The 25,179-nt window shown below is 61.8% G+C and carries 31 protein-coding genes; 6 read left to right on the top strand and 25 right to left on the bottom strand.

Features of this window, described 5'->3' with window-relative positions; genetic code table 11:
- Window positions 1-21: 21 nt before the first annotated feature.
- Window positions 22-3,081, top strand: a complete 3,060-nt coding sequence (uvrB, locus tag QTJ18_RS14115) for an excinuclease ABC subunit UvrB (protein WP_252750833.1) — start codon at window positions 22-24, stop codon at window positions 3,079-3,081.
- A 254-nt stretch (window positions 3,082-3,335) separates the two neighbouring features.
- Entirely contained in the window at window positions 3,336-3,533 is a 198-nt protein-coding gene (locus tag QTJ18_RS14120; RefSeq protein ID WP_252750834.1) for a hypothetical protein, read from the top strand.
- A 27-nt stretch (window positions 3,534-3,560) separates the two neighbouring features.
- Here QTJ18_RS14120 and dusA read toward each other — a convergent pair whose 3' ends face one another.
- Window positions 3,561-4,634 (bottom strand): tRNA dihydrouridine(20/20a) synthase DusA, encoded by a 1,074-nt coding sequence (gene dusA / locus QTJ18_RS14125; protein ID WP_489667162.1) that lies wholly within the window; start codon window positions 4,632-4,634, stop codon window positions 3,561-3,563.
- A gap of 98 nt (window positions 4,635-4,732) precedes the next feature.
- Here dusA and QTJ18_RS14130 point away from each other — a divergent pair, with 98 nt between their 5' ends.
- Window positions 4,733-5,854 (top strand): site-specific integrase, encoded by a 1,122-nt coding sequence (locus tag QTJ18_RS14130; RefSeq protein ID WP_252750835.1) that lies wholly within the window; start codon window positions 4,733-4,735, stop codon window positions 5,852-5,854.
- Window positions 5,844-6,377, top strand: coding sequence for a hypothetical protein (locus QTJ18_RS14135; RefSeq protein ID WP_252750836.1), 534 nt, complete (start codon window positions 5,844-5,846; stop codon window positions 6,375-6,377). Before QTJ18_RS14130 ends, QTJ18_RS14135 begins: the two co-directional genes overlap by 11 nt.
- Before the next feature lie 95 nt (window positions 6,378-6,472).
- Here the strand turns inward: QTJ18_RS14135 and QTJ18_RS14140 are convergent, their stop codons facing one another.
- From QTJ18_RS14140 to QTJ18_RS14205, 14 genes are all read right to left on the bottom strand, one after another.
- The gene (locus QTJ18_RS14140) at window positions 6,473-6,835 is read right to left on the bottom strand and encodes a hypothetical protein (RefSeq protein WP_252750837.1); all 363 of its coding nucleotides are present in this window, start codon (window positions 6,833-6,835) and stop codon (window positions 6,473-6,475) included.
- Between the two features lie 111 nt (window positions 6,836-6,946).
- Window positions 6,947-7,564 carry a hypothetical protein gene (locus QTJ18_RS14145; RefSeq protein ID WP_252750838.1) on the bottom strand — a complete coding sequence of 206 codons (618 nt, stop codon included), beginning with the start codon at window positions 7,562-7,564 and terminating at the stop codon, window positions 6,947-6,949.
- Window positions 7,545-7,781 (bottom strand): hypothetical protein, encoded by a 237-nt coding sequence (locus QTJ18_RS14150; RefSeq protein WP_252750839.1) that lies wholly within the window; start codon window positions 7,779-7,781, stop codon window positions 7,545-7,547. The genes QTJ18_RS14145 and QTJ18_RS14150 overlap by 20 nt, the downstream gene beginning before the upstream one ends.
- On the bottom strand, window positions 7,778-8,077 hold the full coding sequence (locus tag QTJ18_RS14155) for a hypothetical protein (protein ID WP_252750840.1): 300 nt from the start codon (window positions 8,075-8,077) through the stop codon (window positions 7,778-7,780). The genes QTJ18_RS14150 and QTJ18_RS14155 overlap by 4 nt, the downstream gene beginning before the upstream one ends.
- Window positions 8,078-8,230: 153 nt before the next feature.
- Complete coding sequence (locus QTJ18_RS14160) at window positions 8,231-8,479, bottom strand: hypothetical protein (protein WP_252750841.1); 249 nt, start codon at window positions 8,477-8,479, stop codon at window positions 8,231-8,233.
- On the bottom strand, window positions 8,472-8,975 hold the full coding sequence (locus QTJ18_RS14165) for a hypothetical protein (RefSeq protein WP_252750842.1): 504 nt from the start codon (window positions 8,973-8,975) through the stop codon (window positions 8,472-8,474). Before QTJ18_RS14165 ends, QTJ18_RS14160 begins: the two co-directional genes overlap by 8 nt.
- A 69-nt stretch (window positions 8,976-9,044) precedes the next feature.
- A complete protein-coding gene (locus tag QTJ18_RS14170; protein WP_252750843.1) occupies window positions 9,045-9,737 on the bottom strand; it encodes an NlpC/P60 family protein in 693 nt (230 codons plus the stop codon).
- 56 nt (window positions 9,738-9,793) lie between these two features.
- On the bottom strand, window positions 9,794-10,036 hold the full coding sequence (locus QTJ18_RS14175) for a tail protein X (protein ID WP_252750844.1): 243 nt from the start codon (window positions 10,034-10,036) through the stop codon (window positions 9,794-9,796).
- Entirely contained in the window at window positions 10,033-11,031 is a 999-nt protein-coding gene (locus QTJ18_RS14180) for a phage late control D family protein (protein WP_252750845.1), read from the bottom strand. Before QTJ18_RS14180 ends, QTJ18_RS14175 begins: the two co-directional genes overlap by 4 nt.
- 68 nt (window positions 11,032-11,099) lie before the next feature.
- Window positions 11,100-11,561, bottom strand: coding sequence for a phage tail protein (locus QTJ18_RS14185; protein ID WP_252750846.1), 462 nt, complete (start codon window positions 11,559-11,561; stop codon window positions 11,100-11,102).
- On the bottom strand, window positions 11,561-14,353 hold the full coding sequence (locus QTJ18_RS14190; RefSeq protein ID WP_252750847.1) for a phage tail tape measure protein: 2,793 nt from the start codon (window positions 14,351-14,353) through the stop codon (window positions 11,561-11,563). The genes QTJ18_RS14185 and QTJ18_RS14190 overlap by 1 nt, the downstream gene beginning before the upstream one ends.
- A gap of 105 nt (window positions 14,354-14,458) precedes the next feature.
- A complete protein-coding gene (locus QTJ18_RS14195; protein ID WP_252750848.1) occupies window positions 14,459-14,962 on the bottom strand; it encodes a phage tail assembly protein in 504 nt (167 codons plus the stop codon).
- Between the two features lie 29 nt (window positions 14,963-14,991).
- Window positions 14,992-15,501 carry a phage major tail tube protein gene (locus QTJ18_RS14200; RefSeq protein ID WP_252750849.1) on the bottom strand — a complete coding sequence of 170 codons (510 nt, stop codon included), beginning with the start codon at window positions 15,499-15,501 and terminating at the stop codon, window positions 14,992-14,994.
- 30 nt (window positions 15,502-15,531) lie between these two features.
- Complete coding sequence (locus QTJ18_RS14205) at window positions 15,532-17,007, bottom strand: phage tail sheath subtilisin-like domain-containing protein (RefSeq protein ID WP_252750850.1); 1,476 nt, start codon at window positions 17,005-17,007, stop codon at window positions 15,532-15,534.
- 171 nt (window positions 17,008-17,178) lie between these two features.
- Between QTJ18_RS14205 and QTJ18_RS25555 the strand changes: the two genes are divergently transcribed.
- Both QTJ18_RS25555 and QTJ18_RS14210 read left to right on the top strand, forming a co-directional pair.
- Entirely contained in the window at window positions 17,179-17,382 is a 204-nt protein-coding gene (locus tag QTJ18_RS25555) for an excalibur calcium-binding domain-containing protein (RefSeq protein WP_354669049.1), read from the top strand.
- A complete protein-coding gene (locus QTJ18_RS14210; protein WP_252750851.1) occupies window positions 17,376-17,852 on the top strand; it encodes a thermonuclease family protein in 477 nt (158 codons plus the stop codon). Before QTJ18_RS25555 ends, QTJ18_RS14210 begins: the two co-directional genes overlap by 7 nt.
- On the opposite strand, the gene QTJ18_RS14215 is transcribed toward QTJ18_RS14210, so the two are convergent.
- From QTJ18_RS14215 to QTJ18_RS14255, 10 genes are read right to left on the bottom strand one after another with little or no spacing between them, the layout of a single operon-like run.
- Window positions 17,853-18,074, bottom strand: coding sequence for a hypothetical protein (locus QTJ18_RS14215; protein WP_252750852.1), 222 nt, complete (start codon window positions 18,072-18,074; stop codon window positions 17,853-17,855). It abuts the gene before it with no gap.
- Window positions 18,075-18,084: 10 nt separating this feature from the next.
- A complete protein-coding gene (locus QTJ18_RS14220) occupies window positions 18,085-18,507 on the bottom strand; it encodes a hypothetical protein (protein ID WP_252750853.1) in 423 nt (140 codons plus the stop codon).
- A gap of 5 nt (window positions 18,508-18,512) precedes the next feature.
- The gene (locus tag QTJ18_RS25560) at window positions 18,513-19,403 is read right to left on the bottom strand and encodes a glycine-rich domain-containing protein (RefSeq protein ID WP_354669046.1); all 891 of its coding nucleotides are present in this window, start codon (window positions 19,401-19,403) and stop codon (window positions 18,513-18,515) included.
- A complete protein-coding gene (locus tag QTJ18_RS14225) occupies window positions 19,400-20,221 on the bottom strand; it encodes a hypothetical protein (protein ID WP_252750854.1) in 822 nt (273 codons plus the stop codon). The genes QTJ18_RS25560 and QTJ18_RS14225 overlap by 4 nt, the downstream gene beginning before the upstream one ends.
- Entirely contained in the window at window positions 20,190-20,600 is a 411-nt protein-coding gene (locus QTJ18_RS14230; protein ID WP_252750855.1) for a hypothetical protein, read from the bottom strand. Before QTJ18_RS14230 ends, QTJ18_RS14225 begins: the two co-directional genes overlap by 32 nt.
- Window positions 20,601-20,610: 10 nt before the next feature.
- Complete coding sequence (locus tag QTJ18_RS14235) at window positions 20,611-22,908, bottom strand: hypothetical protein (RefSeq protein WP_252750856.1); 2,298 nt, start codon at window positions 22,906-22,908, stop codon at window positions 20,611-20,613.
- Entirely contained in the window at window positions 22,905-23,561 is a 657-nt protein-coding gene (locus QTJ18_RS14240; RefSeq protein WP_252751335.1) for a phage tail protein I, read from the bottom strand. The genes QTJ18_RS14235 and QTJ18_RS14240 overlap by 4 nt, the downstream gene beginning before the upstream one ends.
- A gap of 8 nt (window positions 23,562-23,569) precedes the next feature.
- Window positions 23,570-24,514 carry a baseplate J/gp47 family protein gene (locus tag QTJ18_RS14245; protein ID WP_252750857.1) on the bottom strand — a complete coding sequence of 315 codons (945 nt, stop codon included), beginning with the start codon at window positions 24,512-24,514 and terminating at the stop codon, window positions 23,570-23,572.
- A 17-nt stretch (window positions 24,515-24,531) separates the two neighbouring features.
- Window positions 24,532-24,945: a GPW/gp25 family protein gene (locus tag QTJ18_RS14250; protein WP_252750858.1), complete on the bottom strand. Its 414-nt coding sequence runs from the start codon at window positions 24,943-24,945 to the stop codon at window positions 24,532-24,534.
- 14 nt (window positions 24,946-24,959) lie between these two features.
- Window positions 24,960-25,172 (bottom strand): hypothetical protein, encoded by a 213-nt coding sequence (locus QTJ18_RS14255; protein ID WP_252750859.1) that lies wholly within the window; start codon window positions 25,170-25,172, stop codon window positions 24,960-24,962.
- Window positions 25,173-25,179 lie beyond the last annotated feature (7 nt).

The raw sequence follows: 25,179 nt of genomic DNA on the forward strand, positions 1-25,179 counted from the left end.
GAGTCTCGCCATATTCCCGGCATGTCGAAAGCTCCGAAAAAGTCTCCGCCAAACAACGCCAGCAACGGTTTCGAGGAAGCGCCGCAGCGTGCCCTGGAGGGCGCACCGCTTTCCGGCTCGGTCGCCGATTGGCTGCAGCAGCTGGAAGCGGAGGCGGAAGCCTCCTCCGTCGAGACCCAGCGCGAGATCGCCTCCAAGGCAGGCAAGCATCGCAAGAAGATCGAGATCGCGGCCCGGGAAGCGGCGATCCGCGAGGCCAAGGAAGAGGAGGCGGCCAGAGCCAAGCGCAGCGCCCCGGCGGGGAAAGCCGGCACAGCCAAGAACACCACCGCCTCCAAGACCTCCCGCGGCGTCTCGATCGGTGCCTCCTCCGATCCGAAGACCCGCGCCGCCGCCGGCCTCAATCCGGTCGCCGGCATGGATATGTCGCTGGAAGAGGCGAAGACGCTATCCCCATCTCTCGCCCCCGGCGCGGTCACCGCCACAGTCGATGCACTGGCGAAGCTGATCGAAAGCGGCAATCCGCTGTTCAAGGACGGCAAGCTCTGGACGCCGCACCGCCCCGCGCGGCCGGAAAAGTCCGAGGGCGGGATCACGATCCGCATGGCCTCCGACTACCAGCCTGCCGGCGACCAGCCGACCGCCATCGCCGATCTGGTGGAGGGGATCAGCTCCGGCGAGCGGTCGCAGGTGCTGCTTGGCGTCACCGGCTCCGGCAAGACCTTCACCATGGCCAAGGTGATCGAGGCGACACAGCGGCCCGCCGTCATCCTCGCGCCGAACAAGACGCTGGCGGCGCAGCTCTATTCCGAATTCAAGAATTTCTTTCCCGACAATGCGGTGGAATATTTCGTTTCCTACTACGATTATTACCAGCCGGAAGCCTATGTGCCCCGCTCGGATACCTATATCGAGAAGGAAAGCTCGATCAATGAGCAGATCGACCGCATGCGCCATGCGGCGACGCGTGCCATTCTCGAACGCGACGACTGCATCATCGTTGCCTCCGTCTCCTGCATCTATGGTATCGGCTCGGTCGAAACCTATACGGCCATGACATTCCAGATGCAGGTGGGCGACCGCATCGACCAGCGCCAGCTGCTCGCCGACCTCGTGGCGCAGCAATACAAGCGACAGGACATTAACTTCGTGCGCGGCTCCTTCCGCGTGCGCGGCGATACGATCGAGCTCTTTCCCGCTCACCTGGAGGATGCCGCCTGGCGCATTTCGCTGTTCGGCGACGAGATCGATTCCATCACGGAATTCGATCCCCTCACCGGCCACAAGACCGGCGACCTCAAATCCGTAAAGATCTACGCCAATTCGCATTATGTGACGCCGCGCCCGACGCTGAACGGCGCGATCCGGGCGATCAAGGACGAGCTGAAGCATCGCCTGGCGGAACTGGAACAGGCCGGGCGCCTCCTGGAGGCGCAGCGCCTGGAGCAGCGCACCCGCTACGATATCGAGATGATGGAGGCGACGGGCTCCTGCAACGGCATCGAAAACTACTCACGCTATCTGACCGGCCGCCGGCCCGGCGAACCGCCGCCGACACTGTTCGAGTATATCCCCGACAATGCGCTGATCTTCATCGACGAGAGCCACGTCACCATCCCGCAGATCGGCGGCATGTATCGCGGCGACTTCCGGCGTAAGGCCACGCTTGCGGAATACGGCTTCCGCCTGCCCTCCTGCATGGACAACCGGCCGCTGCGCTTCGAGGAATGGGATGCCATGCGGCCGCAGACCGTTGCCGTCTCCGCCACGCCCGGCGGCTGGGAGATGGACCAGGCCGGCGGCGTCTTCGCCGAGCAGGTCATCCGCCCGACGGGCCTTATCGATCCGCCGGTGGAGGTGCGTTCGGCGCGCAGCCAGGTGGATGACGTTCTGGGCGAGATCCGCGAGACGGCGCTGAAAGGGTACCGTACGCTGTGCACTGTGCTGACCAAGCGCATGGCCGAGGATCTCACCGAATATCTGCATGAACAGGGCGTGCGCGTCCGTTACATGCATTCCGACATCGATACGCTGGAGCGCATCGAGATCATCCGCGATCTTCGTCTGGGTGCTTTCGACGTCCTGGTGGGCATCAACCTGCTGCGCGAAGGTCTCGATATCCCCGAATGCGGCTTCGTCGCCATTCTGGACGCCGACAAGGAGGGATTCCTGCGGTCGGAAACCTCGCTCATCCAGACAATCGGCCGCGCGGCCCGCAATGTCGACGGCAAGGTCATCCTCTATGCCGACAACATCACCGGCTCGATGAAACGGGCCATGGAAGAGACCGCCCGGCGCCGCGAAAAGCAGATGGCCTATAATATCGAGCACGGCATCACGCCGGAATCGGTCAAGGCCCGGATTTCCGATATTCTCGACAGCGTCTATGAGCGCGATCATGTCCGCGCCGATATTTCCGGTGCCTCCGGCAAGGGCTTCGCCGATGGCGGCCATCTGGTGGGCAATAATCTCCAGACGCATCTCAACGCGCTGGAGAAGGAGATGCGCAATGCCGCCGCCGACCTCGATTTCGAAAAGGCCGCCCGTCTGCGCGACGAGATCAAGCGCCTGAAGGCCGTCGAACTGGCCAGCATGGATGATCCGATCGCCCGCGAGGAGAGCAAGGCCCAGGAAGGCGTGCGCCGCAGCGCCGAGGCCACGCGCCAATCGCTGGACCAGTCGCCGGGTGAGCAACTGGCGAAGCGTGGCGGAAAGGGAGCCTCACCCCAGGATGCGCAGGCCTCTTATTTCGCCAAGCCCTCGCTTGACGATATGGGACCGGGCACCGATACGGCCATCCCCTCCGCCCCGGGCCAGACCGGGGCGCCGCTGTTCCGCAAGAACACGCTGGACGAAATGACTGTCGGCCGCACCGAAAAGCCCGTGCCCGGCAGGCTGCCGGAAAAACCGAGCGCAGCCTCCGCCGGCGACGACGGCAGGAAGAGCGTGAAGGCTGCGCAGACGGAGAGCGACCCCCGCCCGCTGGTGCGCGGCAAAACCGGCATCGGCTCCTATGAGGATCCGGCAGAGCTGAAGCGCAAGGGCCGCACGAAGGGCAAGACGGGGAGACCCGGGCGCTAGCGCTCTGGTCGCGAGGTGCTTTACCCGCCCACGCTCGCAGTCAGACAGACAGCCGATCATGCCACACGCAACTCCGCAGATCCTCGAGTCAAGCCCGCGGATCCGCAATGCCGCGCCTCCTCCGTTCCTGCAAAGACCGAAACCAAAACCGAAAGCGAAAGCGAAGCGGGTAAAAGCGCCGTGCGTTAAACCGGCGTCAACTCGGGCATGCCACAAATTTAGTCTGCAAGATAATTCGAAACTTCAGGACAGTGATGATCGGCTTTATCAACACGCATAACCAGCCCGTCTACATCAATCCGGCCCAGGTGCTCTATGTCACCGTCTATGAGGCGGAGGTGTCGATCATCGCGCTTGCGGTGATGAGCGGCAACGGCAAGCCGGTTTCCATCTATGTTCGTGGCAGCGTCGATGAGGTGCAGGCCCGGCTGGCAAGCCGCGCCGCGGCCTGAGCGAGCCGCAGGCCGGCAGAGAACCAATCAGCCGGCGAGACGGGTGGCGTCCGCCGCAGCATCGCCCGCGGCCGGTTTCGGCGCGGCCGTGAGATCCACCGCCGCAAAGGCGGTTGCGATGAGCTCCGGTCCGGCGCCCGGTTTCGTCGCTTCCGAGGACAGGATCTGGCGGAAGCGGCGCGCGCCGGCAAACCCCTGGAAGAGGCCGACCATATGGCGCGTGACATGGTGCAGCCGGCCACCGGAGGCGATCACGGTCTCGGCATAATCCATCATCGTGTCGCGCAGGTGCAGCCAGTCGAAATCGCGCTGCGGCGCGCCGTAAATGGCTGTATCCACCTCCGTCAGGAGACCGGCATTCTGGTAGGCGGCGCGGCCCAGCATCACGCCATCCACATGATCGAGATGTTTGCGAGCCTGATTCAGATCCTGGATACCGCCATTTATGCCGATGAAAACATGAGGATTTTCGCGTTTCATCGCATAGACGAGATCGTAATCCAGCGGCGGGATCTCGCGGTTTTCCTTCGGTGACAAGCCCTGCAGCCAGGCCTTGCGGGCATGGATCCAGACGGCATCGCTGCCGGCGCCGACCACCTGGGCGAGAAAATCCGGCAGAACCGTCTGCGGCTGCTGGTCATCCACGCCGATGCGGCATTTCACCGTCACCGGCAGCCTTGTGACCCGCTTCATCGCGGCCACGCACGCGGCCACCAGAGCCGGCTCCTTCATCAAGCAGGCGCCGAATGTGCCGCTCTGGACCCGATCCGAAGGGCAGCCGACATTCAGGTTGATCTCGTCATAGGCATAATCCGAGGCGATCGTCACCGCCTCGACAAGCTTGGCCGGATCGGAGCCACCGAGCTGCAGCGTCACCGGATGTTCGGCAGGGTGGTGGCCGAGCAGCCGCTCGCGCGGACCATGGATGATTGCATCCGCGACGACCATTTCGGAGAACAGCACGGCCTTCGACGTCAGCTGGCGGTGCAGGAAACGGCAATGCCGATCCGTCCAGTCGATCATAGGTGCAACGGCGAAAACAGGATCCCTAAGGGACTTCGGTTTCTGCGAATGTTCTCGTTCCATTCTCACCTCGTTCATGCAGATGACTGGCTGTCGGTTTGCATTCTCGTTTATTTTCCTGCAAGAGTACGCCAGAAATCGTACCGCCGAAGTGTCTGTCGTACCGGGATTTGCAGATGGGAACCATTGTCGAACGCAAAAGAGCGGACGGTTCAGCCGTCTATGTAGCTCAGATCCTTCTGAAACAGAAGGGCAAGATCGTGTTCCGCGAAGGCCGCACCTTCACAAGAAAGCCCGCGGCTGCCGATTGGATCAAACTTCGTGAGGAGGAGCTACGGCGCCCGGGCGGGCTAGAGGCCGTGCAGAAACGGAAGAGCCAACACATCACGCTCTCTGATGCCATTGATCGGTATCTGCAGGAGAACGAGAAGGGCATCGGTCGTACCAAAGCCCAGGTTCTTCGTACCATAAAAGGGTACGACATTGCCGCGATGAGCTGCGAGGCGATTCGCTCAGAGCATATTTTCGAGTTCGCTAGGACGCTCCGCCAGAAAGTCGCACCCCAGACGGTTGGGAATTACCTGTCGCACCTCAGCGCGATTTTCACCCTTGCTCGGCCTGCATGGGGGATTCCGCTGGACGAGCAAGCGATGAAAGACGCGCAGGTTGTCAGCAAACGGATGGGGACAGCATCGAAGTCAAAAGAGCGAGACCGGCGCCCTACGATCGTGGAGCTGGACAAGCTGCTCGAGCATTTCACCGACCGTGCCAAGCGATCTCCTAAATCGGCACCAATGACCGAACTGATCCTCTTCGCCCTGTTCTCGGCTCGCCGCCAGGAGGAGATCACGCGACTATGCTGGGATGACCTCGACGAAGAGCACAGCCGAATACTTGTCCGCGACATGAAGCACCCAGGGCAAAAGATCGGGAACGACCAGTGGTGCGACTTGGTCCCCGAAGCGCTTGCGATCATCAAGCGCCAACCGAAGAAGGACGCCAGGATCTTTCCGTACGGAACGGATGCAATAAGCGCCTCGTTCACCCGCGCATGCCCCGTCCTTGGAATCGTGGATCTCCGGTTCCACGACCTCCGGCATGAAGGGATCAGCAGATTGGCCGAACTGGGATGGTCGATCCCGCATATGGCAGCAGTCTCCGGCCACCGGTCGTGGGTGTCGCTCAAGCGTTACACGCACATCCGAACTCGGACGGATAAGTATGACGGCTGGAAGTGGAGACCGACACGGCCGAATGAAGCGGACACAACTATGAAGGAAACCACCGTTGGAGCTTGAGCAATTCGAAATCCAGCTTGCCGAGATCATCGGCAGGCCAACGAACCTGCGTCCCTTCGTCTGCGAAGGCTCACCGCTCGACTGCAGCGTCTTCATCGTGGGATACAACCCGGCGACTAAGCTAGACGGAGACTGGTGGAGATTTTGGACGCCAGGCCATGGGTACGAAAAACGACAATGGCTGGATGAGTACCTCGCGCAGCGGAAAGAGGTAAGCAAAACGCGGGCCAGGATGCAGCATATCGGTGACCAACTCAGAGGATATAATATCCTTGAAGCTAACATCGATGCGCGACCATCTGCCAAAAAATCAGAATACCCGAGGCCGATCACAGAGCCATTTGACTTTTTGATGAGTGCGTGCCGGCCCAAACTTGTTATAGCACACGGAGTAGACGCTGTTGAACATCTTCAGCAATGGAAGGACAGATGCGCTGTGATTGAGTGTTCGCACTTCATCTACGTAGGAAAAGCTCGCGCAGCTGAAATTGTAGCAGAGGCAAAAGAGGTCCTTTATAGCTGAGACCTAATAGTTGCCGTTGGGTTAGCGGCATCTAGCCTTGGCGTTGTTAACGGCGGGAAATCGCGTCCCACCGCGGCTCCGCTGGCTGAACAATCTCAACGCTCCTCCGCCTCAACAAGCAAAGCCTTCTCCTCATCTGTCAGGACATGAGGCTGGATAAAGAGGACCGGCTCCGCCCACTCCACCGTCTGGTTGATCATCTGTTGCCCGTTGATGGTCGACAGGTCCCACTTGTTCGGGTCCCAGGCCTGCTTGACGATCCTGGTCAGTATCCGTCCGTTGGGCAGCTTCACCAAGCACAGCTTGCCATTGAGGTCCGCCGTCGGTTTGCTCTTGTCATCGTTGTAGTAGAGCATCCACCCGTCTTGGATCGCACCCATGCTGTGGCCACGATGAACTCGGATAGCCATGGATGGGCCAAAGGTCGGGATCGGAACGTGCGTGATCGGCTTGGACATGCGAGGACTCCGGACGGCCCGCTGTTCGGCTGGCGGGCAAAAACGAAAAAAGGCCCTCGACACCCGATTAGGGCGCCGAGGGCGAAAGAGTTTAGATATTAGGAAGCGCTGCTATGCAACAGCCGCCGGCGCTCGGCCGCTCGTCGCGACCAGCATTGAGCGGGAAATTGCCTGCTGCTCATATCCAAGAGATCTGGGAATCAGCAGAGGTTCAGTCGTCTCGACCAGCCGAACCTGCATGCCGAGATAGAAGCCGATCAAGATCAGCGCTGCTGCTCCGATCACGGTCACCCACCAGCTTCTCGTTAGGACGATTCCATCCTTTTGGAAGGCCGGACCCGCCTGCATGAGAACGAAACCGGCCGCGTGGCAGAAGCGGCCGAAGTTAGCTGACGCTGATCCGATCCAGTCTGTTGGCTGGCCAAGCCAGCTCCAGGCGAGGGCATATGTCCCGGAGAACACGGAGCCGAGGGCGAACATGAAGAAGCCGAAGATTGCCAGATGGCTCCCCCGGCCGCGCCCGAACTCATCGGAGCTCCGCTTCTTCTTCACCACCACCCTCCACGCTTCCGGAGTGTATTCCGCCAGAGCAACCGCCGAGGTGATCATCACGGCAAGTGCCATGACGATAGAGAGAAGCGGATTGCCGGCCAGCGGGGCCAGGACCCAATAGCCGGCGCCGACTAGGATGGTCACCCAAAGCAGCGGGTTAGTTTTCAGGTCTACCACGGGGGTTCTCCATCATGATCATTGCATGCGTCATCGTGTTCATGATCCGAGAACTCGACTCCACAATCTGCTCGTATTGCCGGACCTCTCCTCTCAAAAGCTGCTGGTTTGTCTCCAACTCGGCTCGCTCCCTATCGAGGACGCGCTCGCGATCTTCGCGGTGAGCGCGCGTCTTCTTGTCGATGAATAGTCTCTCAAGAATGCCGGCCAGGTTCATGCCCGCATCCTTTCACGATCCCGAACCACCTCGATCAAGGTCGTGGTGGCTTGCGTGTTGGCGCGAAGCTGCTCCGTGTTCGCAGTCAGTGCTGCCCGGTTGGCTTCGTTCTCGGCCGCATATTTGCGGACATCGGCAAGGTGAGCATCGGTCCGCGTGTCCTTGTCCTTCAGGATAGCTCGGATCCACAGGACGAGAGCGACGATGACAAGGCCGAGGATAATCAGAAGCGGGCCAAACACCGGGCTCGCATCCATGATCTTCTTCCCGGCGTCGGTGATGAGCTGGTCATTCATCGCTCGCCCCTCGCCTTCCGCGCCCCCTCGTCGAGGCGCTCCCATTCCGTGGCCAGTGCGTCCAGATCCGGCGAAGGCTCGGCGCCCTCGAGGTAGCGGAGGATCGCTTGTTGCTTTGCGGCTGACGTCGGCGCCGGGCAAACTCGGGCAAGGTCAACCGCCGAGGCTACCGGGCCGGAGGCGCTGACGCAGCCGGCCAGCCACATCGGCAGCAGTGCCGCGATCGGCCATGTCGTTCTGGTGCTGAACATCTGCACCCTCCTGGATCTTCCGCTGAGTCTCCAGGGCGGCTTCCGTCGCCCATGCTTTTTTCAGATCGCGGTCCCGCCGCCAGTCCGCCAGCGCTTCCTTGAGAAACGAGACGACGAGACCGCTGACAAAGGACAGGAGGGCGCTAACCATCGGCCGGCGCCGGCTTATAGTCGAAGGGCTCCATCTCCCCAACTACCGCTGCCGAAATGCCAGTCGGTAGCTTTGCCTGCACCATCTCACGGACGCGCGCCGGCGTCAGGCCGAAGTGCGTGAGTGCATCCGGCACCGACTGCTGGACGTAGGCGACCGCAGCAGCAAGCGCCTGGTTTTTCAGGTTGACGTCTTTCGCGTCGAGGTACCCGCCGACTTTGTTGAGCCCGTAGTTAGCCCCGTTTGCCAGAGCCATCTGCAGAGCTTCCCGGTGCTTTGCTTCGATCTGCATGCCGGTCAGCTTCGTCACCTTGGCGCTGAGCCAGGCCACGAAGAAGGCGATCAGCACGGAGACCAACTCCACGATGTAGGGCTCGAGGACGTGGAAGAATCCACCCACATTGGCGGTGGCGCCGTCCTGCGCCAATGCCACATAGGGCACGAGAAGCAGGGCTGCGAAGAAGAGGGTGGCGATTGCCAGGTATTTGCGGAGCATGTCTGTCGTCTCCAAAAAAAATGCCGCTGGACGGCGGCTTGTGCTGAGGGTTTGCTCGACCGCCTATTGTCAGTCTTCCTTTGTCGAGTAGCTGCCGGTGAACGTGGTCATCGACATCTGCTCGGTCGGGAACTGATAGGTGGCCGGGAAGCGCATCGCGGTGATGTCCGACTTCCGGATCTTCACGATGCTGATGCTGTTGGACTGATTGCCGCCGAGCGCGTGGACGGCCGTCTTGTCGTGGCCGACCAGCGTGAACACATGGTTCCCGCCCGGCCGCGCCTTCACGCCAATGGCGCCAAGGTAATATTCATCCCGTTGAACCGGGACGCCGAACTTCAGCCAGTTGGCGGCCCAATAGGGGTTCACCACCATGGGCTCCCGCGGGAGGGTCAGCGCGATGATCGTTTCCATAAAGTCGCCGCACCAGGGAAGCTTTGCGGGGTCGCCGAGGGCGTGACCGTCACTTGCGAGGTAGGCCCGCAGCTCTTTGTTGTTCGTCTTCTCGTGCAGACCCTTCTTCCGGAGCCCCTCCAGGATCCACGGAGGCGTCACATGAACCTCCTTTGCATCGAGATTCAGGGCGGCGATCGTGATCGGACCAATCGTGCCGGGCCACTTGATCGGCAGCCCCTTGTCAGCCTGGAACTTCGCAACGGCCGAGGTGGTGAACCTCCCAGATATGCCGTCGGCACCGGCCGGGCCCAGGTCGTAGCCGAGATCAATCAGCCGCTGCTGCACGGCCTTCAAAGTGCTGTCCATCGTTCATGTCCTTTTAGAAGAAAAAGCCCGCCGGTTGGGCGGGCTGAAAGGCGAGCTCAGTCGTAGAGCTTCCGGAATGGAATGGGCGTCTCCTGTTTCGGGATAGGCGGGAGCACGATCACCAGGCCCGGGGGCAGGAGCATCCCCCTTTCCGACAGGCCTCGGTTTGCCTCATAGAGGGCCTCGGTGTTCTTGAGATGCCGGCCGTAGTAGCTGTGCGCGATCTGGTCGACACGGTCTCCCTCAATCGTGACATAGCGGTCGATGCCGTCAGCACCGGTCACAATTCGCTCCCTCATAGCTCGTCCTCTCCTTCAATCAGCTCCTCAGCGCTCGGGGCTGACGATGATCTTGACCCGCTCTCCGGTCGAGGCTCCGGCTTGGACCCGCACTGGAGCGAGACGGTGTAGGGCGAGCTGGCAGACAGATTATGGGTGGCGGTTTTGATCCACCATTGCCCGTCGACCCGAGACCTCACTCCCTGCACATCGGCCCACGCTTCCGCCTGGGCAAATGGATCTCCATCGATCTCGAACGAAGCGTCGGCCTGCATGCGGAGTAGCTCCTTGGCGTGAGCTTCCGCTGCCTCCTTGGCTTCCGACTCGCTCTGGAACGGCGTGCGCAAGAGGAATTTCGGTCCTTGCATGCCGGTCTGCACAGTCACGATCTCGCGCTTGTTCTGGGCGCGGTCGTAGTAGGTCGCCTCCACATTGGAGTGCTTCGGCTCATCCTTCTCCGTAACCGTGTAGGACAGCAGGTTGAGCCCCGGCGCCACCTTGATGCGATCCAGAGCCGCACCGCTGGCACTCTCTCCGGCTCCGCGCTTCACCACGACCAAGTTGCCGGACTTGACGGCCACCGTCGCATTCAGCTTCTCACCGATCCGCGTGGTGAACTCCAGCGCGTCCTCGTCGGCCTGCGCCTCGTAGCTGTTCGCTTTGGTTTTGATCTCGACCGAGATTTGGAGCTTGAGATTGATCCGGCGCGCGATGTCAGCGAAGATGTCGCCGTAGGTCGGGTAATCCTTTTTGGGATAGGCCTTGGGCTCACGCTGCTTGGCTAGAGATTTGGCCGCGACCGACTTGGCGTCGATGGTGATCTTCTGCGGCCATCCGGAATAGACTACGCTGTCGACCGAATAGAGCCCGAAATCCCGAGCGCGATCTACATAGCCGGCGACTGGGCGAAGCAACGCACCCGTTCGTGGGGCCTGCGTCCATCCACCCAGATCGTCGAGGACCACCTGCAGCGTGTCCGACTTGATGCCGGCGCCGTCGGTGATCGTCATCGTCATGTTGGCGCCAAGGAAGTTTTGTGTGACGTCTTTTCCATCGGCCTCTAGCGAGAAATATGGAGTCGGCATCAGAACCCAAGCCTCACACTGAAATTGATGCTCCCCACGGACGCCGCCATCGCGATAGAGCGGGCTGTCGTCTTATCGTCTCTTGTGAGCGACATGCTCACGGTGACGGTCTGCGGCGTGCCGATCGTGTCGAAGATCGTCTGCTCATCCTCGAGCGACGTAGCAATCCACATGCCGAAGACGTTTTGCCCGGCTCCGTTGATGTGGACGAGAGGAAGAGGCGCCAGGCTATTGACCGCTTGGCGAACCCCTGCCAGTTGCGCCAGCCCGCGCCCATTAAGATGGCGCGGGTGGAAGGTCGATGAGAGCGTGATCTTATCGTTGCCTGGCCCCAGCCGATGAAGCGTCGGCGTGGCCCCGATAATGCCCTGCTCCTCCACTCTCGGCTGTGTGGACCGCCGGAGCGACTCGACCGAATAGTTCGGTACGGTGAACCGGAACGGTCCCCAGCCCATAAGCATCACTTGTCTCCATAGGGAATCCCCGAGAAGGCGACTTGCGCCGCTCGGTTGAGTTGACGATCAAGGGTTCGAACGATGTCGCCCATGTCTTGGCCGTTGCCACCTGACCCGTGGAAGTGGTTGTGCTGATGAACCACCACGCTGGTGCCGCCACCGCCGATCCTGTTATTCGGGGTGATGAAGCCATTCGCGCCGGGTGTGAAAAGCTCGACTCCCTTCTCACCGGTGAGATAGGTCTTGCCCGCCTGCACCGGCCCGCCTCGAGCACGCGCTCCGGCCACAGCAGGAGGCGTTGCCGCCGCCGCAGAGCCGGGCGCTGTCGGCGCGCTGATGCCGGACAGTGCCGCTTTCAGTGCTTCAGCCCTCGCTTTGGCGATGTCGATCGATGAGGTGTCGATTTGCGGCTTGACGCTCATCTGGTCAAATGCGCGTATCCTCGCCTCGAGCGCATCGAGGTCGCTCTGGATCGGCCGGATCAGATTGTCAGCCATCTCCGGCATTCTGGAGTTGGCGCGGATCTGCGCAATCCGCTGCCGCTTTTCTTCCGCCAGAGCGACGAGATCGTCGCGGCTCTCACGGTCGGGCGGCATCCAATGTTTGCCCCCGGCTATCGAGCCCAACTCCTGCGCGCCCTTTCCGAGCGTGCTGCCGATCTCATAGCCGGTGTAAGCGGCTCCGGCGGGGCCAAGGAGGCGAAGGAGGCCCTTGCCGCCATATCGGGCGAGCAGACCGCCAAAGGCCGTCCCTCCCCCAGCAGCTGCCGCTGCGCCGCCGCCCGCGGCCGCTGCGCCGCCACCCATTCCGAAAAGTCGGCCAAGCAACCCGGTACCGGCCCTAAAAGCCGCAGCCCCAGCCAGCACGGCCGCAGCCGCAGCGAACGCTTCGATGAGACGACGGGTGCTCTCAGGCAGCCGTGTGAAGCCGTCAATGGTGGAGTCAATGCCGCGGATCATGGGACGGGTTGCCGCTTCCCAATCCTGCGAGATGCGCAGCAAGGCTGTTTCGACCGTACCCGTCAGCTTCGTCCAGTCACCATAGATGCCTTGGTTCGCTTCCGTACCGATCTTGTTCGCCACGCCTCCCGGCACGTTGTTCATCATCTCGAGCAGCTGCGTGAAAAGCGGCCACTGCTGGAAGATCATGTTCGCTCGGCCGCCTTGGCGGTCAGTGAAGAAGGCGTTCAGGTTGCCGAGCGTGGGATCGCTCGCAGCGATGGCGTTGATGAGGCCGACGACGTCGACACTGTCGACCGAATATTTCTGGTAGTCCGCCAGGGCTTTGGCCAGAGCGTTGGCGTCTCTGACTGCCACCTTGCCTTTACTGTCGGCGAACAGGGGAGATAGGATCGCGCTCATCTGCGTGACGAACTCGCCGCTATCCGAAATTACCGAGCGATTCTCGCCGGTTTGCGGATCCACAAACTCGCCGTTGTTGATCAGCTCAGTGATAGCCGCCTGCATTTCCGGCGTGATGCGCTCGCCGAAATTGTTCTTCATCATGATGCCGACGCCTTCGGTATTCATGGCGCCGGTGGTCGTGAACTTGTTGAAGTCGATGCCCATGGCCGCAAGTGCATCACGGCCCTTTTTCGTCGGAGCAACCAGCTTCGATGACGCAGAGCGGGCGAACACGCCGGCTTCATCGCCGCGGACTCCCGACCGCCGGAGGATCATCCCCATGGCAGCCATGTAAGGGTCCGGCAGGCCGGCGCCGGTAGTTGGACCACCGCCGTATTTGATGAACTGGCTGACGTCCTCATTGGACATACCGCCGTTCTTCGCCATCCAAACCATGAAGTCGACGAAGTTGCTGATCGCCTTCGTGTCGGTGAGGTCGATGCGCTTTGATAGCGCCGAGCCAGTAACTGCTTCGGCGCCCTCCTCCAGCGTCACCCCCATCGCGAGAGCGTAATCCGTGACCTTCTGCGTCAGATCCATGATCTGCTTCGTGTCGCGGATGCCTCGCTGCAGGATGGTAGTCTGGGCCCGGACGACGTCGACATTCGAGAACCGGGTGTCGCCACCAATCTTCTCTGCCTGGCGGTTGAGCGCGAGCCGGTCGTTGCCCTTGAAATCTCCCAGCGCGGCTTGATACTCGGCCGCCTGGTTGAAATCGATGCCGGTGAAGAATGACTTCTCGGCGATGTTCCGCCCCTGCATGGCGATGTAGCCGCCGGCTGCTGCGGTCGCGGCCTCATATGCAGCTGATCCCCCACCAGGCGGCCGCGGCCCGGGCGGCTGCCGAGGCGGTGGCGGCTGACGCGAAGGCTTCGGTTTGCGGGCCTCGCGGTCCAGCCTGCGCATTTCTCGAATCGTCCTAGCGATCTCGTTACGAATCGCCTGCTGCGAGCTCGAGATGCCCCGGCGCCCCGCAATGCCGTAGGACTGGAGAGCGCGCTCAGACTGACGGACCGCAACCCCCTGCTCCCGGAAAGCCGATGTCGTCGACTTGAGCACGCTGCGTGCGGACTCGAGCTCCGACTTCATTTTCGCCGTCGGCTTGGTTGCGCTTTTCAGCGCCTGCTCCAATCGGGACACGTTGCTGCGCGCGGCAGCCATTTGAGTGGAGAGATCCTTGAAACCCCGGCGAGACGCCGTGAAGTCCTCGATCGATCCCGCCTTCTTCTGCAGAAACTCGAGCTGCTTGACGAGCCGTCGGATCTCCGGGGTGCCGCCCCGACCGAACCTCGCCAACGCTCCGTCGATGCCTTTCAAGGCGTTGGAGGCATTTTTCGCTGGGCCGCTGACCGCTTCAATCAGCTGGAGTCTGAGGGTTGCGGTGCGGGTTACCATTGATCACCTACCTGATGCGGACGGCCTCCTCCCAAAGATCGACAAGATCCGGGAAGGTGCCGTCTAGGATTGCTTCGAGGGTGACGCCGCCCTGGCTCTCCCTCATTACGACGAAGGCGAGCTCTCGCCAGTTTCTGATTTCGAGCCCGACGTTTCCTCCTCCGTCTCTTGAGGCAACGTCGATCTTCCGAAAAAACCGTCTTGCGCCGCCTCCACACGGGTGACGTCGGTGAAGTCCAGTTCTTCCAGAACGGCGGCCGGGACGGACACCCAAACCTGGTCGACCAGGTCGTCGGCACCTGGGCCGTATTTCTTCACAGCGTCGAGGCAGTCACGGATGTACTGCCGCCATTCCCGCATAGACGGACGACGGATTGTCACCTCATCGATCAGCTTGCCGTCCACCTCCACAGGGAAGTCGAGCGACACGCTGACCTGTCTCGCCTTGCCCTCCTGCTCGACGAACCGCACCCTGTGCGCCTGCGTGACGTCCCGCACATTCTGAGGGATGAGCTTGGGCTCGACGAAGCCACCCGAGTTCTTCCTGCCGGAGCTTTCGATCGCCGCGATCTGTTCGGGCGTGAGCGCCCTTGTTACCTGGTCTGCCATTCCGCTCTCCGTTGGACTTGACGCCCGGCTTAATAGCCGAGCGCCTGATTGACACCGGCGAGCTGGTTCACGCCGTTGATGATGCGGATCGGCGGCCAAACTCCGAGCTCGTGGATCACGCGCGAGTCCGCCTCGTAGCGGTAATACTTCACGCCGTTCATCTTGAACTCGAGGCCGGACTTCTCACCGCGCTGCCAGCGGTCGCGAGAGCTGCCGTTCAAGGCGCCCTCAACGATGCAGACATGCGCGGCCATTCCGCCGTCCATTTCCCGCATGACCGCGCCGCGAAAGTTCACGCGAGTGGTGACGCCGGGCGCCTGCGCCATCCTGGCGAGGACGTCGGGGTTGTGTCCCGCCATCTTCACCGTGACCTCGAGCGCTTCGATGGCGGACATGGGCATAGAGATCCCCAAGTCCTGGCCGCCGCCTCGGTAGTCCTGCGTCATCGGTGTCGGGAGAGGCAGCTCCACCTCTTCCGTGTCGATGCCGAAGTCGAGCCCATCCATGAACATGGTGAAGCCCTGCAAGATATGCCGCATGGTAAGATCTCCTTATGCGTGCGGGTTGGATCAGGCGGCGGTCGCAGGAAGCGCCGTGCCTGCCAGACGGGCGATCTCCCGGACGGCATCGGAGGCGAGCTGCTCGTAGTAGCCGGTGTTCCGGTTGAAGACGAAGGTGATGTGCTCGATCGGCGCCGGCCCTTCGGCGTCGTAGCTGATGAAGATCTGGCCGCTTGCCCAGGTCTCCTTCGTGTTGAGCGCGGCATCGAGCCAGACGCGGCCCCCGAGCGTTGCGCCCATCCCCTTCCACCGACGGAGTGCGCTGTTCACCGTCTCCGCGATATCAACGAGGATGTTGACGCTGAACGGCTTATCGATGAAGGGCTCAGCCGCTCTCTCGATCGAGTCGATGATCGTGTCGTGCGAGCGCCGCACCGACCAGAAGACTTTGAGAGTGTCCGAGGAAGGAACCCGGCTACCCCACAGCTTAAAGCCTCCGCTCGGCGAGCGGACGATGCACGCCACCGCGTTCTTGTTGAGGAGCTGCGACTCCGCCGAAGGATCGGTGATCGAATGCTCGATCGGCCGAGACACTCCCACCACGCCCTGGATGACGTGGTTGGACGGCGACACCCAGAAGCCTTCGGTATAGTCGACGTAGGCCTGCAGGCCGGCGACACGAGCAGAGGCCGGTTCGGAAACCGCCACCCCCTCCTTGAAAACCTTGACCATCGGCTCGACGATAAGGAGGCGATCCGTGTCGTAGTCGCCACGGTCGCTGATCGCCGCCGACGTGGTAGTCGCCAGAGAGTCCTTGATCACTCCGGCGCGGAACCGGTTGGCGAGCGTCAAGAGCTCCACGGTGACCGGATTGGCGACTGTGCCAAGGGTAGCCGTAGCGGTAGCCTGGGTGGTCGCACCGCCGCCGCTCATCGTCACAGTCGGAGCCGTGGTGTAGCCGAAGCCGGGGCTGGTGATGATGATCTCAGCCAGCTCGCCGGTTGCGGTATTGATCGTGGCAACGGCCTTGGCGCCCTTGCCCCCACCGCCGGTGATGGCCACCGTGGGCGCACTCGTGTAACCGGCGCCCTTCGTGTTAACGGCAAGAGAAGCCACACCGTCGGTCGGTCGGTTCGAGGTGAACCCCGGTGAGGTGAGCAGCTTCGGCGTCAGCCCATTGTTGCCGGGCGCCTTGCGCAGCGCGTGCATGCCGGTGAAGGTTGTGGAGTCGCCGATAATGTTGGACATCGTCGCGGCGATGTTCGCGCCCTCTGTGACCCGGACGACGAGGATGGTCTGCGACACCCGGCCCGACTGATCGAAGATTCCCTCGATCGCGTCCTTCAAGGTGCCGGCATCACCGAGTCCCTGAACTGCGCCGTTCGCGCCGTAGATCGGTACGACCGTATCGAGCGGCCAAAGGGCAGCGTTTGCGTCCGGCGCAGTGCCGATGAGACCGATGACGCCGGTGTCGATCGTGAAGACCGGGCGGGGACCGTTTGCGTTTTCGACGGTCTCCACACCGTGCAGATAAATGTCGGCCATTTCAGTTTTCCCATGATTGGAGGTGCCGCCTGTGTGCGGGCAAAGAAAAACCCGCCGGCGACGACGGGTTCGGTGAATTTTTAGGATGGACTGCGACTTGTGCGCGTGCTTGTTCTGCAACCCGCTCAACTTGAGGAGGTACAAATGCGAGTCGTCATCGCGTTGCTCATGATGGCGTCGGCCGCCGACGCGAAGCCCATTGCCGAGACCCCACGCCCAGATATCCAGGTCGCACAAAGTTGGTCGTGCCAGCCGAGAAAAACCTGCAGTGCAATCAGCTCCTGCGAGGAGGCCCGCTACTATCTGGAAAACTGTTCCTGGGGCGGAAAACTGGATCGCGACTCTGATGGCATACCTTGCGAGTCCATATGCTGAAGCTTGTCATTGCGATCGCTCTCACGCTGGCGCCTTTGACCGCGCGAGCACAGGGGCCGGTGACTGGCCGGGCGTCGATCATTGACGGCGACACTATCGAGATCCGTGGCCAGCGCATCAGGCTTCAAGGCATTGACGCCCCAGAAAGCTGGCAAGGCTGCTGGGACGCCAGTGGCAAAATGTATCGGTGCGGCAAGGTCGCCGCTGATGCGCTGGATCAATTCCTCGCCGCCTCCCGGCCTACCCGATGCGACTTCGTCGAGTGGGACAGGTATCATAGGATGGTCGGAGAATGCTTCCGATCCGATGGCGCCAGCGTCGGGGACTGGATGGTGCGATCCGGTCATGCCCTCGATTACACCAAGTACAGCAAAGGCGCCTTCGTGAAGGCTCAGCGTGAAGCCGAGGCAAAGAAGGCTGGCATCTGGCAAGGCCGATTTGATCCGCCGTGGGAGGCCCGCCGGCAGTAGCTACCTGCGTTCCCGCCGCCAGTGCCGAAACACCCACCACACCGTTGTCGCGAGAGCCATGATGGCGCCCATGACAGCACCGCCGCTGGTCTGCGCAACACAGAGACCAAGCTCAAGATGCGATTGCAGCGTCACGGTATCCGTGGCGTAAGCCAGGTCGTGCGCCTCGCAGCAATGCCGCCATGTGCCGTCGAACCAATAGGTGCATCCGTCCGAAATCATGACCGGCACCTTACTGCCCCGCCGACCACATCCAAAGCGCATCCACCTGCTCGGGTGGGAGCGACATGGCAGCGGCGATCTGGTCGACAAGCGGATAGGTCCGCTCATAGGTCTGCGTGTCCTGCCAGTCGATCATGGCTGCCTCGCGCTCCAGCGGATCCGCGATGGTCGTAATGTGCGCCTCGACATCGGCCGAGGTGACCCCAATCGACAAGAGGCCGTTGCGCAGCTGCTTGCGGGTGAGCGTGGGGAATGCTGAAGGTGGCTCCGGCAACGCTGGCGGCGCCCATGTGCTTCCATCAAAAGTCCACCCGATGCCGACGCCAGCGGCTTCGAACACGTCCGAACGCGGGAAGAGCGTCTGCGCGTCAGAGACGGACGAGGCTTCGATGATGTTCTGGATGACGCCACCCGAGGCAATTGCAACTTGCATGGCCGTTACCTCCGAATGATCGTGATGACGACTTCACCGCGACCGCCTGCACCGGAGGTGGTTGTTCCGGTGTTCGTCCCGCGTTTCGCGCCCGAACCGCCGCCGCCACGAGGATCTCCCGCTACTCCATTAACATTCGATGTAGCGAGTGGAGGTATAGGGACACTGCCACCATTGCCCCCGAACTGACTGATACCTCCGGCTTCTGTCCCAGGGAGACCGTCCCCATACGCGCCACCCGCCGCGCCACCCCATACAGAATCTCTGGTTTGTCTATCGCCGCTATTATATGCAGCAGCGCCTCCATGCTTTGCTCTTGCACGAGGGTCGTTCGCTGTGACCACCGAGGCCCCACCCCAATCTCCCGGAAACCATCTAGCGGCTTGTGATGATGTTCCGTTAAAATCAGGAGATACTGAGTTACTCAAGGGGTACAAGGTCTGAGGTGAACCACCGATCCCCCCGGAGTTATTAGTCCCTCCGCTATCGACGCCGCCGCCGTTCCCGCCAGCGCCTACACTGTTGCCGAGCCCACCTCCATAGGCTCTTGAGCCCTTAAATTCAGAATATCCTCCAGCATTCCCGTTAGCGCCCCCCATATTGTTGGTTGCTGAGCTTGCACCCCCAGCGCCTACGGTAACTGGTTCGGTGGCTTTCAGTTCGAAAGCCAAAACTTCGAGCCGATTATGCGCTCCACCCCCTCCCCCACCACCAGTCGATCTGTCTGTGGTTGCGTAGTAGACTCCCCCACTTCCACCACCGCCCCAGATATCAACAATGACGGTATCTGTCGGCAGAACACCGGCAGGTTTCGTCCATGTCCCAGACGCGGTGAACGTCTGCTGGTCGATGATCTGCGCGCCGGACGAGGGGAAAAGATCAGAAAGATTGCTCATGCGTATGCCCTCGCCTCGACTTCCCAATCGGAAGTGGTCGCGTTGTAGATGAGGTCGATGGACCGTTTATCGCCATCGATGGTGAGATCCGTTGCGGAACCGGCAATGGTCTTGCCATTGCGAGCCACGACGACGTTGTTCGCGCCCTTGCGGCGGATTGTGATGATGGTGCCGTCAGCAGGCGCCGCCGGGAGCGTTGCAGTGATGACGCCGCCACCCGTCTCGCACCGGTAGCGGCGGAAGGCGGCGGCTGCGAAGCTCGCCGTCTTTACCTCATGCGGCCGGGTGGTCGCAAAGCTCACGGCCGCCAGACTATCGGCAACGCTGTCTGCCAGTGCTTCCAGATCAGCGACCAGCTCAGCAAAAGCCGCCTGGCTGTTCGTTGCAGCCAGGCCGTCGATAGCAGTGATGGCAACGTTTGCCGCCGGCACGCCGCCGGCCAGCATCTGGTCCAGCGTCTCCTGCAGGTCGGCGATGCTCTGGCTGGCGATCGCCAGAGCCGCAGCGAATGCGGCATTGGCATCTTCAACCGTATCGGATAACTCCTGCTGCGCCGTTGCCACCGCCGCCTGAAGCGTTGCCAGCGACTGCTGCGTCTGCTCGATCAGCGGGTTGATCGCCTCGTCGAGGCGCTGGATGCCGAAGTTCTGCAGCTCAAGCTTGATGGCCTCGATGCCGGAATTGACGTCCTCCAGCACCCGCAGCCGACCGCCGATGCTGGTGAAGATTAAATCCCAGGACTCGCGATTGAGAGTGAAGCGCTCAGGTGCAGGCGGCGCCCGGTAGTCATTCGCTGGGTTCGGCAGAGCGGATGGCATCGGGACCATACTCCTTGATGATGCTGTTGATCAGGCTCCCTTTCGCCAGCACCGAATGCCGAGGGAGGTATTTGAAGGAGCCGATCGATATAGGCTTCTTCACAAAGAGGATGAACGTCTTCTCCGGCTGGTAGATCGGTGCTTCGTCTTCATCGCCAGCATCGACCGCTGAACCTGCGAGAGCGCCCGGACCGACCACAGAGGCCGTGTCGGTCAAGCCGCTGCCCTGGGCATCTGCGGACACTGCCGCCCGCAGCGTGGTGGGGCTCTCCTGCGCATTTTCGATCGGAGGGGCGACGGCCTCTCCGGCATTGCTCGCAGTGCCCGCCGCCTGCGCATCAGTCTGCGCAGGCGCTGCCTGTTTCTTCGTCCTCGCCATGGTCGGCTCCTCAATATCCGATGATCTGGATGTCCTGACCGAACGGGACGTCGGTCACCGACGTGGTGGTGGCATCCACCCGCGCGCGGACCTGAGTGGTGCCGGCGGGAAGATTGAAGTCGGCCGTGATCTTCACGCGGCTCGGCTTGGTGATGTCCGTCTCGGCCACAATGGCCGTCGCAGTCACCACCGTGTTGTTCGCCAGGACGATCATCGGCACGGCCGAGTGTTTCGCCGGGTCGAAGTTATCCATCTGCAGGACGATGCGCGCCTCGTCAGTCGAGAACCCAAAGGTCTTGAGCTTCGAGAACGCCCTCATGTCGAGCCGCATCCGCCCGCACACTGCGCGCGCATACTGGTCGAGGATGATGGCCGGCGCCACATCCTGCGTACCGACGAAGACCAGCCGGATCTGCACCAGCGGCGGAAGATTGGCGAGCGGGTTATCCTCTCGCGCATCGAGCGGGATCCACTCGGTATCGCCCTGCGCCTTGATCTCCCACGACAGCTGCGTGGCCGCCGGCCGCCAGCGCTTGTAGACCATCTCGATTTCGGTCATGCCGTTCTCGAGCGGGCCGATGCTTTCGAACTGGACCACGGTGCGGTTCTGCTTGAACTTCGCCACGTTGAGCCGGAAGGTGAAGTCTTCCGTCACGGTCCCTTGAGCCCAGGCGCCATCGGTGCAGACAAACTTGCTGCCGCCGGTGTAGGCGTTCTTGTCGTTGGTCATCAGCTGATGATTTCCCGACGAGACCACGAACCAGCCGTAGCGCTTGCCCTGCTCGAGGAGAGCCGGCGGCAGGGGGAAGTTATTCCATCCCACCTTCAGCTGGCTCTTTGGCTTGGTCACCTTGGTCAGGATCGCATCGAAAGCAGGTGCTGCACTGGCGTTGACCTGACACAGGCAGAGCATGACGTCAGAATCATCCGAAGACTGGTCGACCTTGGTGAAATAAAGGTCGACCGAGGTCGCCACCGACACCTGAGAGTTCAGGAAGGTCTGGCCGTAGATGGCCCCATCCAATCCAAAATACTCGGTGTTATAGGTGGTATAGGTCTCGTAATAGGTGTCGACGATGAGCCGGGCGACAGCATACTCCGTGTGACCGTTTTGCGCGGTCTCGGTCTGGTTCCACGGGTTCGACGTCTGGCCATAGTTGACCCATGTCTCGCCGTTCGCCTGGAACGCTGCGCCGTACTGCTGGCTGCCGAGCGAACCCCAGCCAGCAGTGTTCTCGCAGACGTTGATCGTCTCGCCATAGCGAATGCTCTCATGCGCCACCGTGTGCTGAACAGCCGTCACTATCGTATGAACGATATTGGAGATGTCCTGCCGGCCGCTGCCTTCCGGCGAGGTGATGCGCGTCACCTCCTCATAGGCCGGAAGCACGAGGTTGTTTGCGTGCACCTTCAGCTGCGGATCATCGTAGTTCAGAAGCCGCAGGATGCTGTCCTTCTGGGAGGCATACTGGAAGCGGATACCTTCCTTGATCCGGAAATAGCCGCCCAGGGTGAAGTCCCAGAAGTCCTTCAGCAGCGCCTGGTCGAAGAAGTAGTTGCGCGCCTCGTCCGGCATATTGAGCGCCTGGTTGTGGCGAGCAACGTCCCGGACCACCTGCGCCACAAGACGCGGGTCCGGAATGTTCTTCTGGCCCGCCGCGATATTGGCGACGTCGGTTCGGATCGATGCCGTCTCTTCAAAGAGCTGCGTGATCCGAAGCTCAAGCGATGTGACACGGCCTTCAACTTCCGCCAGCGACTTCACGCGCCAGAAGTTGCCGGGCTCGATCGTCTGTATGCCCTGCGTGGTGACGAGCACATAGGCAAGGCAGGCATCGGTGTCGGACACCAGAGGCTTTGCCGCCGGCGACGGCCCGGCAGCACCTGCCAGGACCGTGTACTTCACGGTTCGGCTTTCGATCGTTGACGCCTGAAACTCGACCGGGAGCTGTGTTTCCGGGTCGGTGGAGGTGTCGATGTTGCGATCCTCCTTGATGACCACGACTTCGCCGCGAGGCAGGATGGCAAGCCACCGCTCGTCGTCCTCATCCGTTGGGAAGTAGATGGTGAGGTTGAGATCCTCGGCATCTTCGCGGGTATAGATGATGGCGCCTTCGAAGAACCGGCCAGGCGACACCGTCAGCAGCTGCGCCGACTTTCTGGACACCGTGTAGCCGGCCCAGCCATTGGCATAGCCGATGGCGTCGCCCACCACGTTGTCAATCGCGGCCCTCGGAAACAGGCCGAGCCGGTTGACGTCGGCCGCGTCAAGAAACTCGGCATCGACGGTGTTTACGATTTTGCTCATAGGGAGGTCCTGTCCATGAAGGAGCCAAGCATGTAGCCGGCGTCGATGTCGTAGCCATCGTCGAGGGTGATCGGCCGCCGGTGAGCGAACGACACGCTGTATTGCGTGTGCGGTGCCTTGGAGACGACCAGCGCCTTCTCAGCACGTTCCAGAGGCCGCCGATCGCGGCGCCGAAGAGCTGCCTTGCCGAGAGCCGACCGGCCCACACAGAACGAGCCGCGCGGCTGCACGAGCGTCGTCTTCACCAAGAAGCGCGCAACGAATGGCGGGTGATTGATGGGGCTCTTCCCCAGCACGATGCGGCCGACCGGAAAGCGAGCCGGGTGACTGCGTTTATGGATGATCGTCGCATCGACCAGCTCGAGGTATCGAGCGGCCGCAGCGCGTGTCGTCTTCAATGCGGCAAGCTCGCCGTCGTAAAGCACCGATACTCCGGCATGCTGCGCGATCACCTCCCGCTTGCGGGCTTCCGGCCACTCATCGAACCACAGGTCGACGGAGTGACGGGCGGCGAGCCACGGCAGCATGTTGACGGGGCAGCGATACGGGTCCAGCATTTCAGCGAACGGTATCTCAAGCTCCGTCGATAGGGCGAAAGCCGCGGCTATTTCAGCGGGCCCGGTTGAGGAGTTCGGCAGGAGCGCCGTCAGCACATTCAAGCTCAAGCCCTTACCTCCACCTGAATGGTCAGATCGGTCATCACCGGTGCGCTATAGGGGTCCGGCTGAATCGCCACCGGATCCAGGTCGCGCACCCGTATGACGTTGTCCCCGTAGGCCGCTGCCGCCAGGAAGCCAGGCGGGATCTCGCCTCCGATCAGGATGCGCGATGTCGCGGCCTTGGCCACTCTCTGAATTGCTTCCTGCCGCAGCACCTCGGCCGACGGCCCGATGCCCGGCACCTCGATAACCAATGATGCCTGATACTCGACGCGGTGCGCGGCCATGACCGTGATGCCGCAAGCCTCCGGCGCTCGGTTGGGATCCGTCACTGCGGCGCGCACGACAGCCAGTTCCTCGGCAGTGGGCAGCCGGCCGAATGGCCCGATGATCACCAGATCTGTCTCGCCGCGTCGTCCGTGGATGGCGCGACCGTTGACTCGCGCGTCCCAAAGACCGAGCGTGCGGTCCTTAGACGGTGGCCATGCCTTTTCCGCGTCGAAGAGATAGCGACCCGCTGAGCCAGCCGCGGGGCTGTCGTAGCTCAAGAGGTATTCTCGCAGCAGAGACAGATCGCTTTGCATTACCGCTGGCGTCGTCTCGGTCGCCGGCTTGATCACCTGTCGGATTATGTTGCGGCCGGCAACGATCGTGTCGAGGTCGTTGCCCTTGGCCAGCGTCGGCAGCAGGGCGCGAAAGGCGTCATTGACCCGCGCGCGATCTTTGTTCCGGCCAGCGACTGCGGCTTCCCCGACAATACCGACGGGTTCGGAGCGCAGCGTGAGGGCAGTGAATACCGGAAGGTTGACGTCCCTGGTGCGCAGCTGCTCCCATGCCTGCAGGAAGAGAGCTTCAAACTCGTCGTAGAGCGCCTCGAAGTCGAGCGTCTCAATCGCGTCCGGCGGTGGCACCCGGGAAAGGTCGATGATGGTGGGGGCGTAGGTCACAGCGCCTCTCCCTCGGCTCAATAGATGGTGTCGAACAGGCCAAAGGTGCCGCCCTCCTCTGAAAAGACGAAGGATGCGTTCTTCGGCAGCGGATTGGAGAAGTCGCCCAGGTGGCCGTTCTCAAAAAAGACCCCGTCCAGAAGCAGGCTCACCCGCGCCGGCGTGCCAGCATCAAGGTAGGTGCGGAGTAGGACGAAGCCTGGCTCGCCATATTGGCGGCCTTCGACCACGCGAGGCTCGAGAGCCTTCGCGGATGCAATGTAGATGTCGAGGATCGTCTCCTCGTTCTCCGGCCGATCGATGAGCTTGATCAGATCGCCACCGAACTCGTTGCGCTGGACGCGCTCGTTGAGCTCGGTGAGAAGGATCTTGCTCATGCTCTGGACACAGTGCGCCCAGCCGTAGATTAGCCGGCCGGTGCGCGCGTCCATGCCGACCCGAGACATCAGCGCGTCTTCCGATCCAGGTTGACGGGATCAGGCTCGGCGCGCTCGGCCTCCTTCTTCCCCTTGGGCTCGGGCTTCTCGGCGCTGATCAGCCCGTGCATCAGGGGATACTTGGCTTCACGCGCGGTGAGCTCTCCGACCGGGTCGCCCGCTTTGCGGTACCGGCCGTTGATGTCTCCCTCAAACAGGGCGTAGTAGACCTTCTTTTCCATCGTCTTC

The sequence above is a fragment of the Rhizobium sp. SSA_523 genome, from assembly GCF_030435705.1.
In the GTDB taxonomy this organism is placed as follows: Bacteria; Pseudomonadota; Alphaproteobacteria; order Rhizobiales; family Rhizobiaceae; genus Neorhizobium.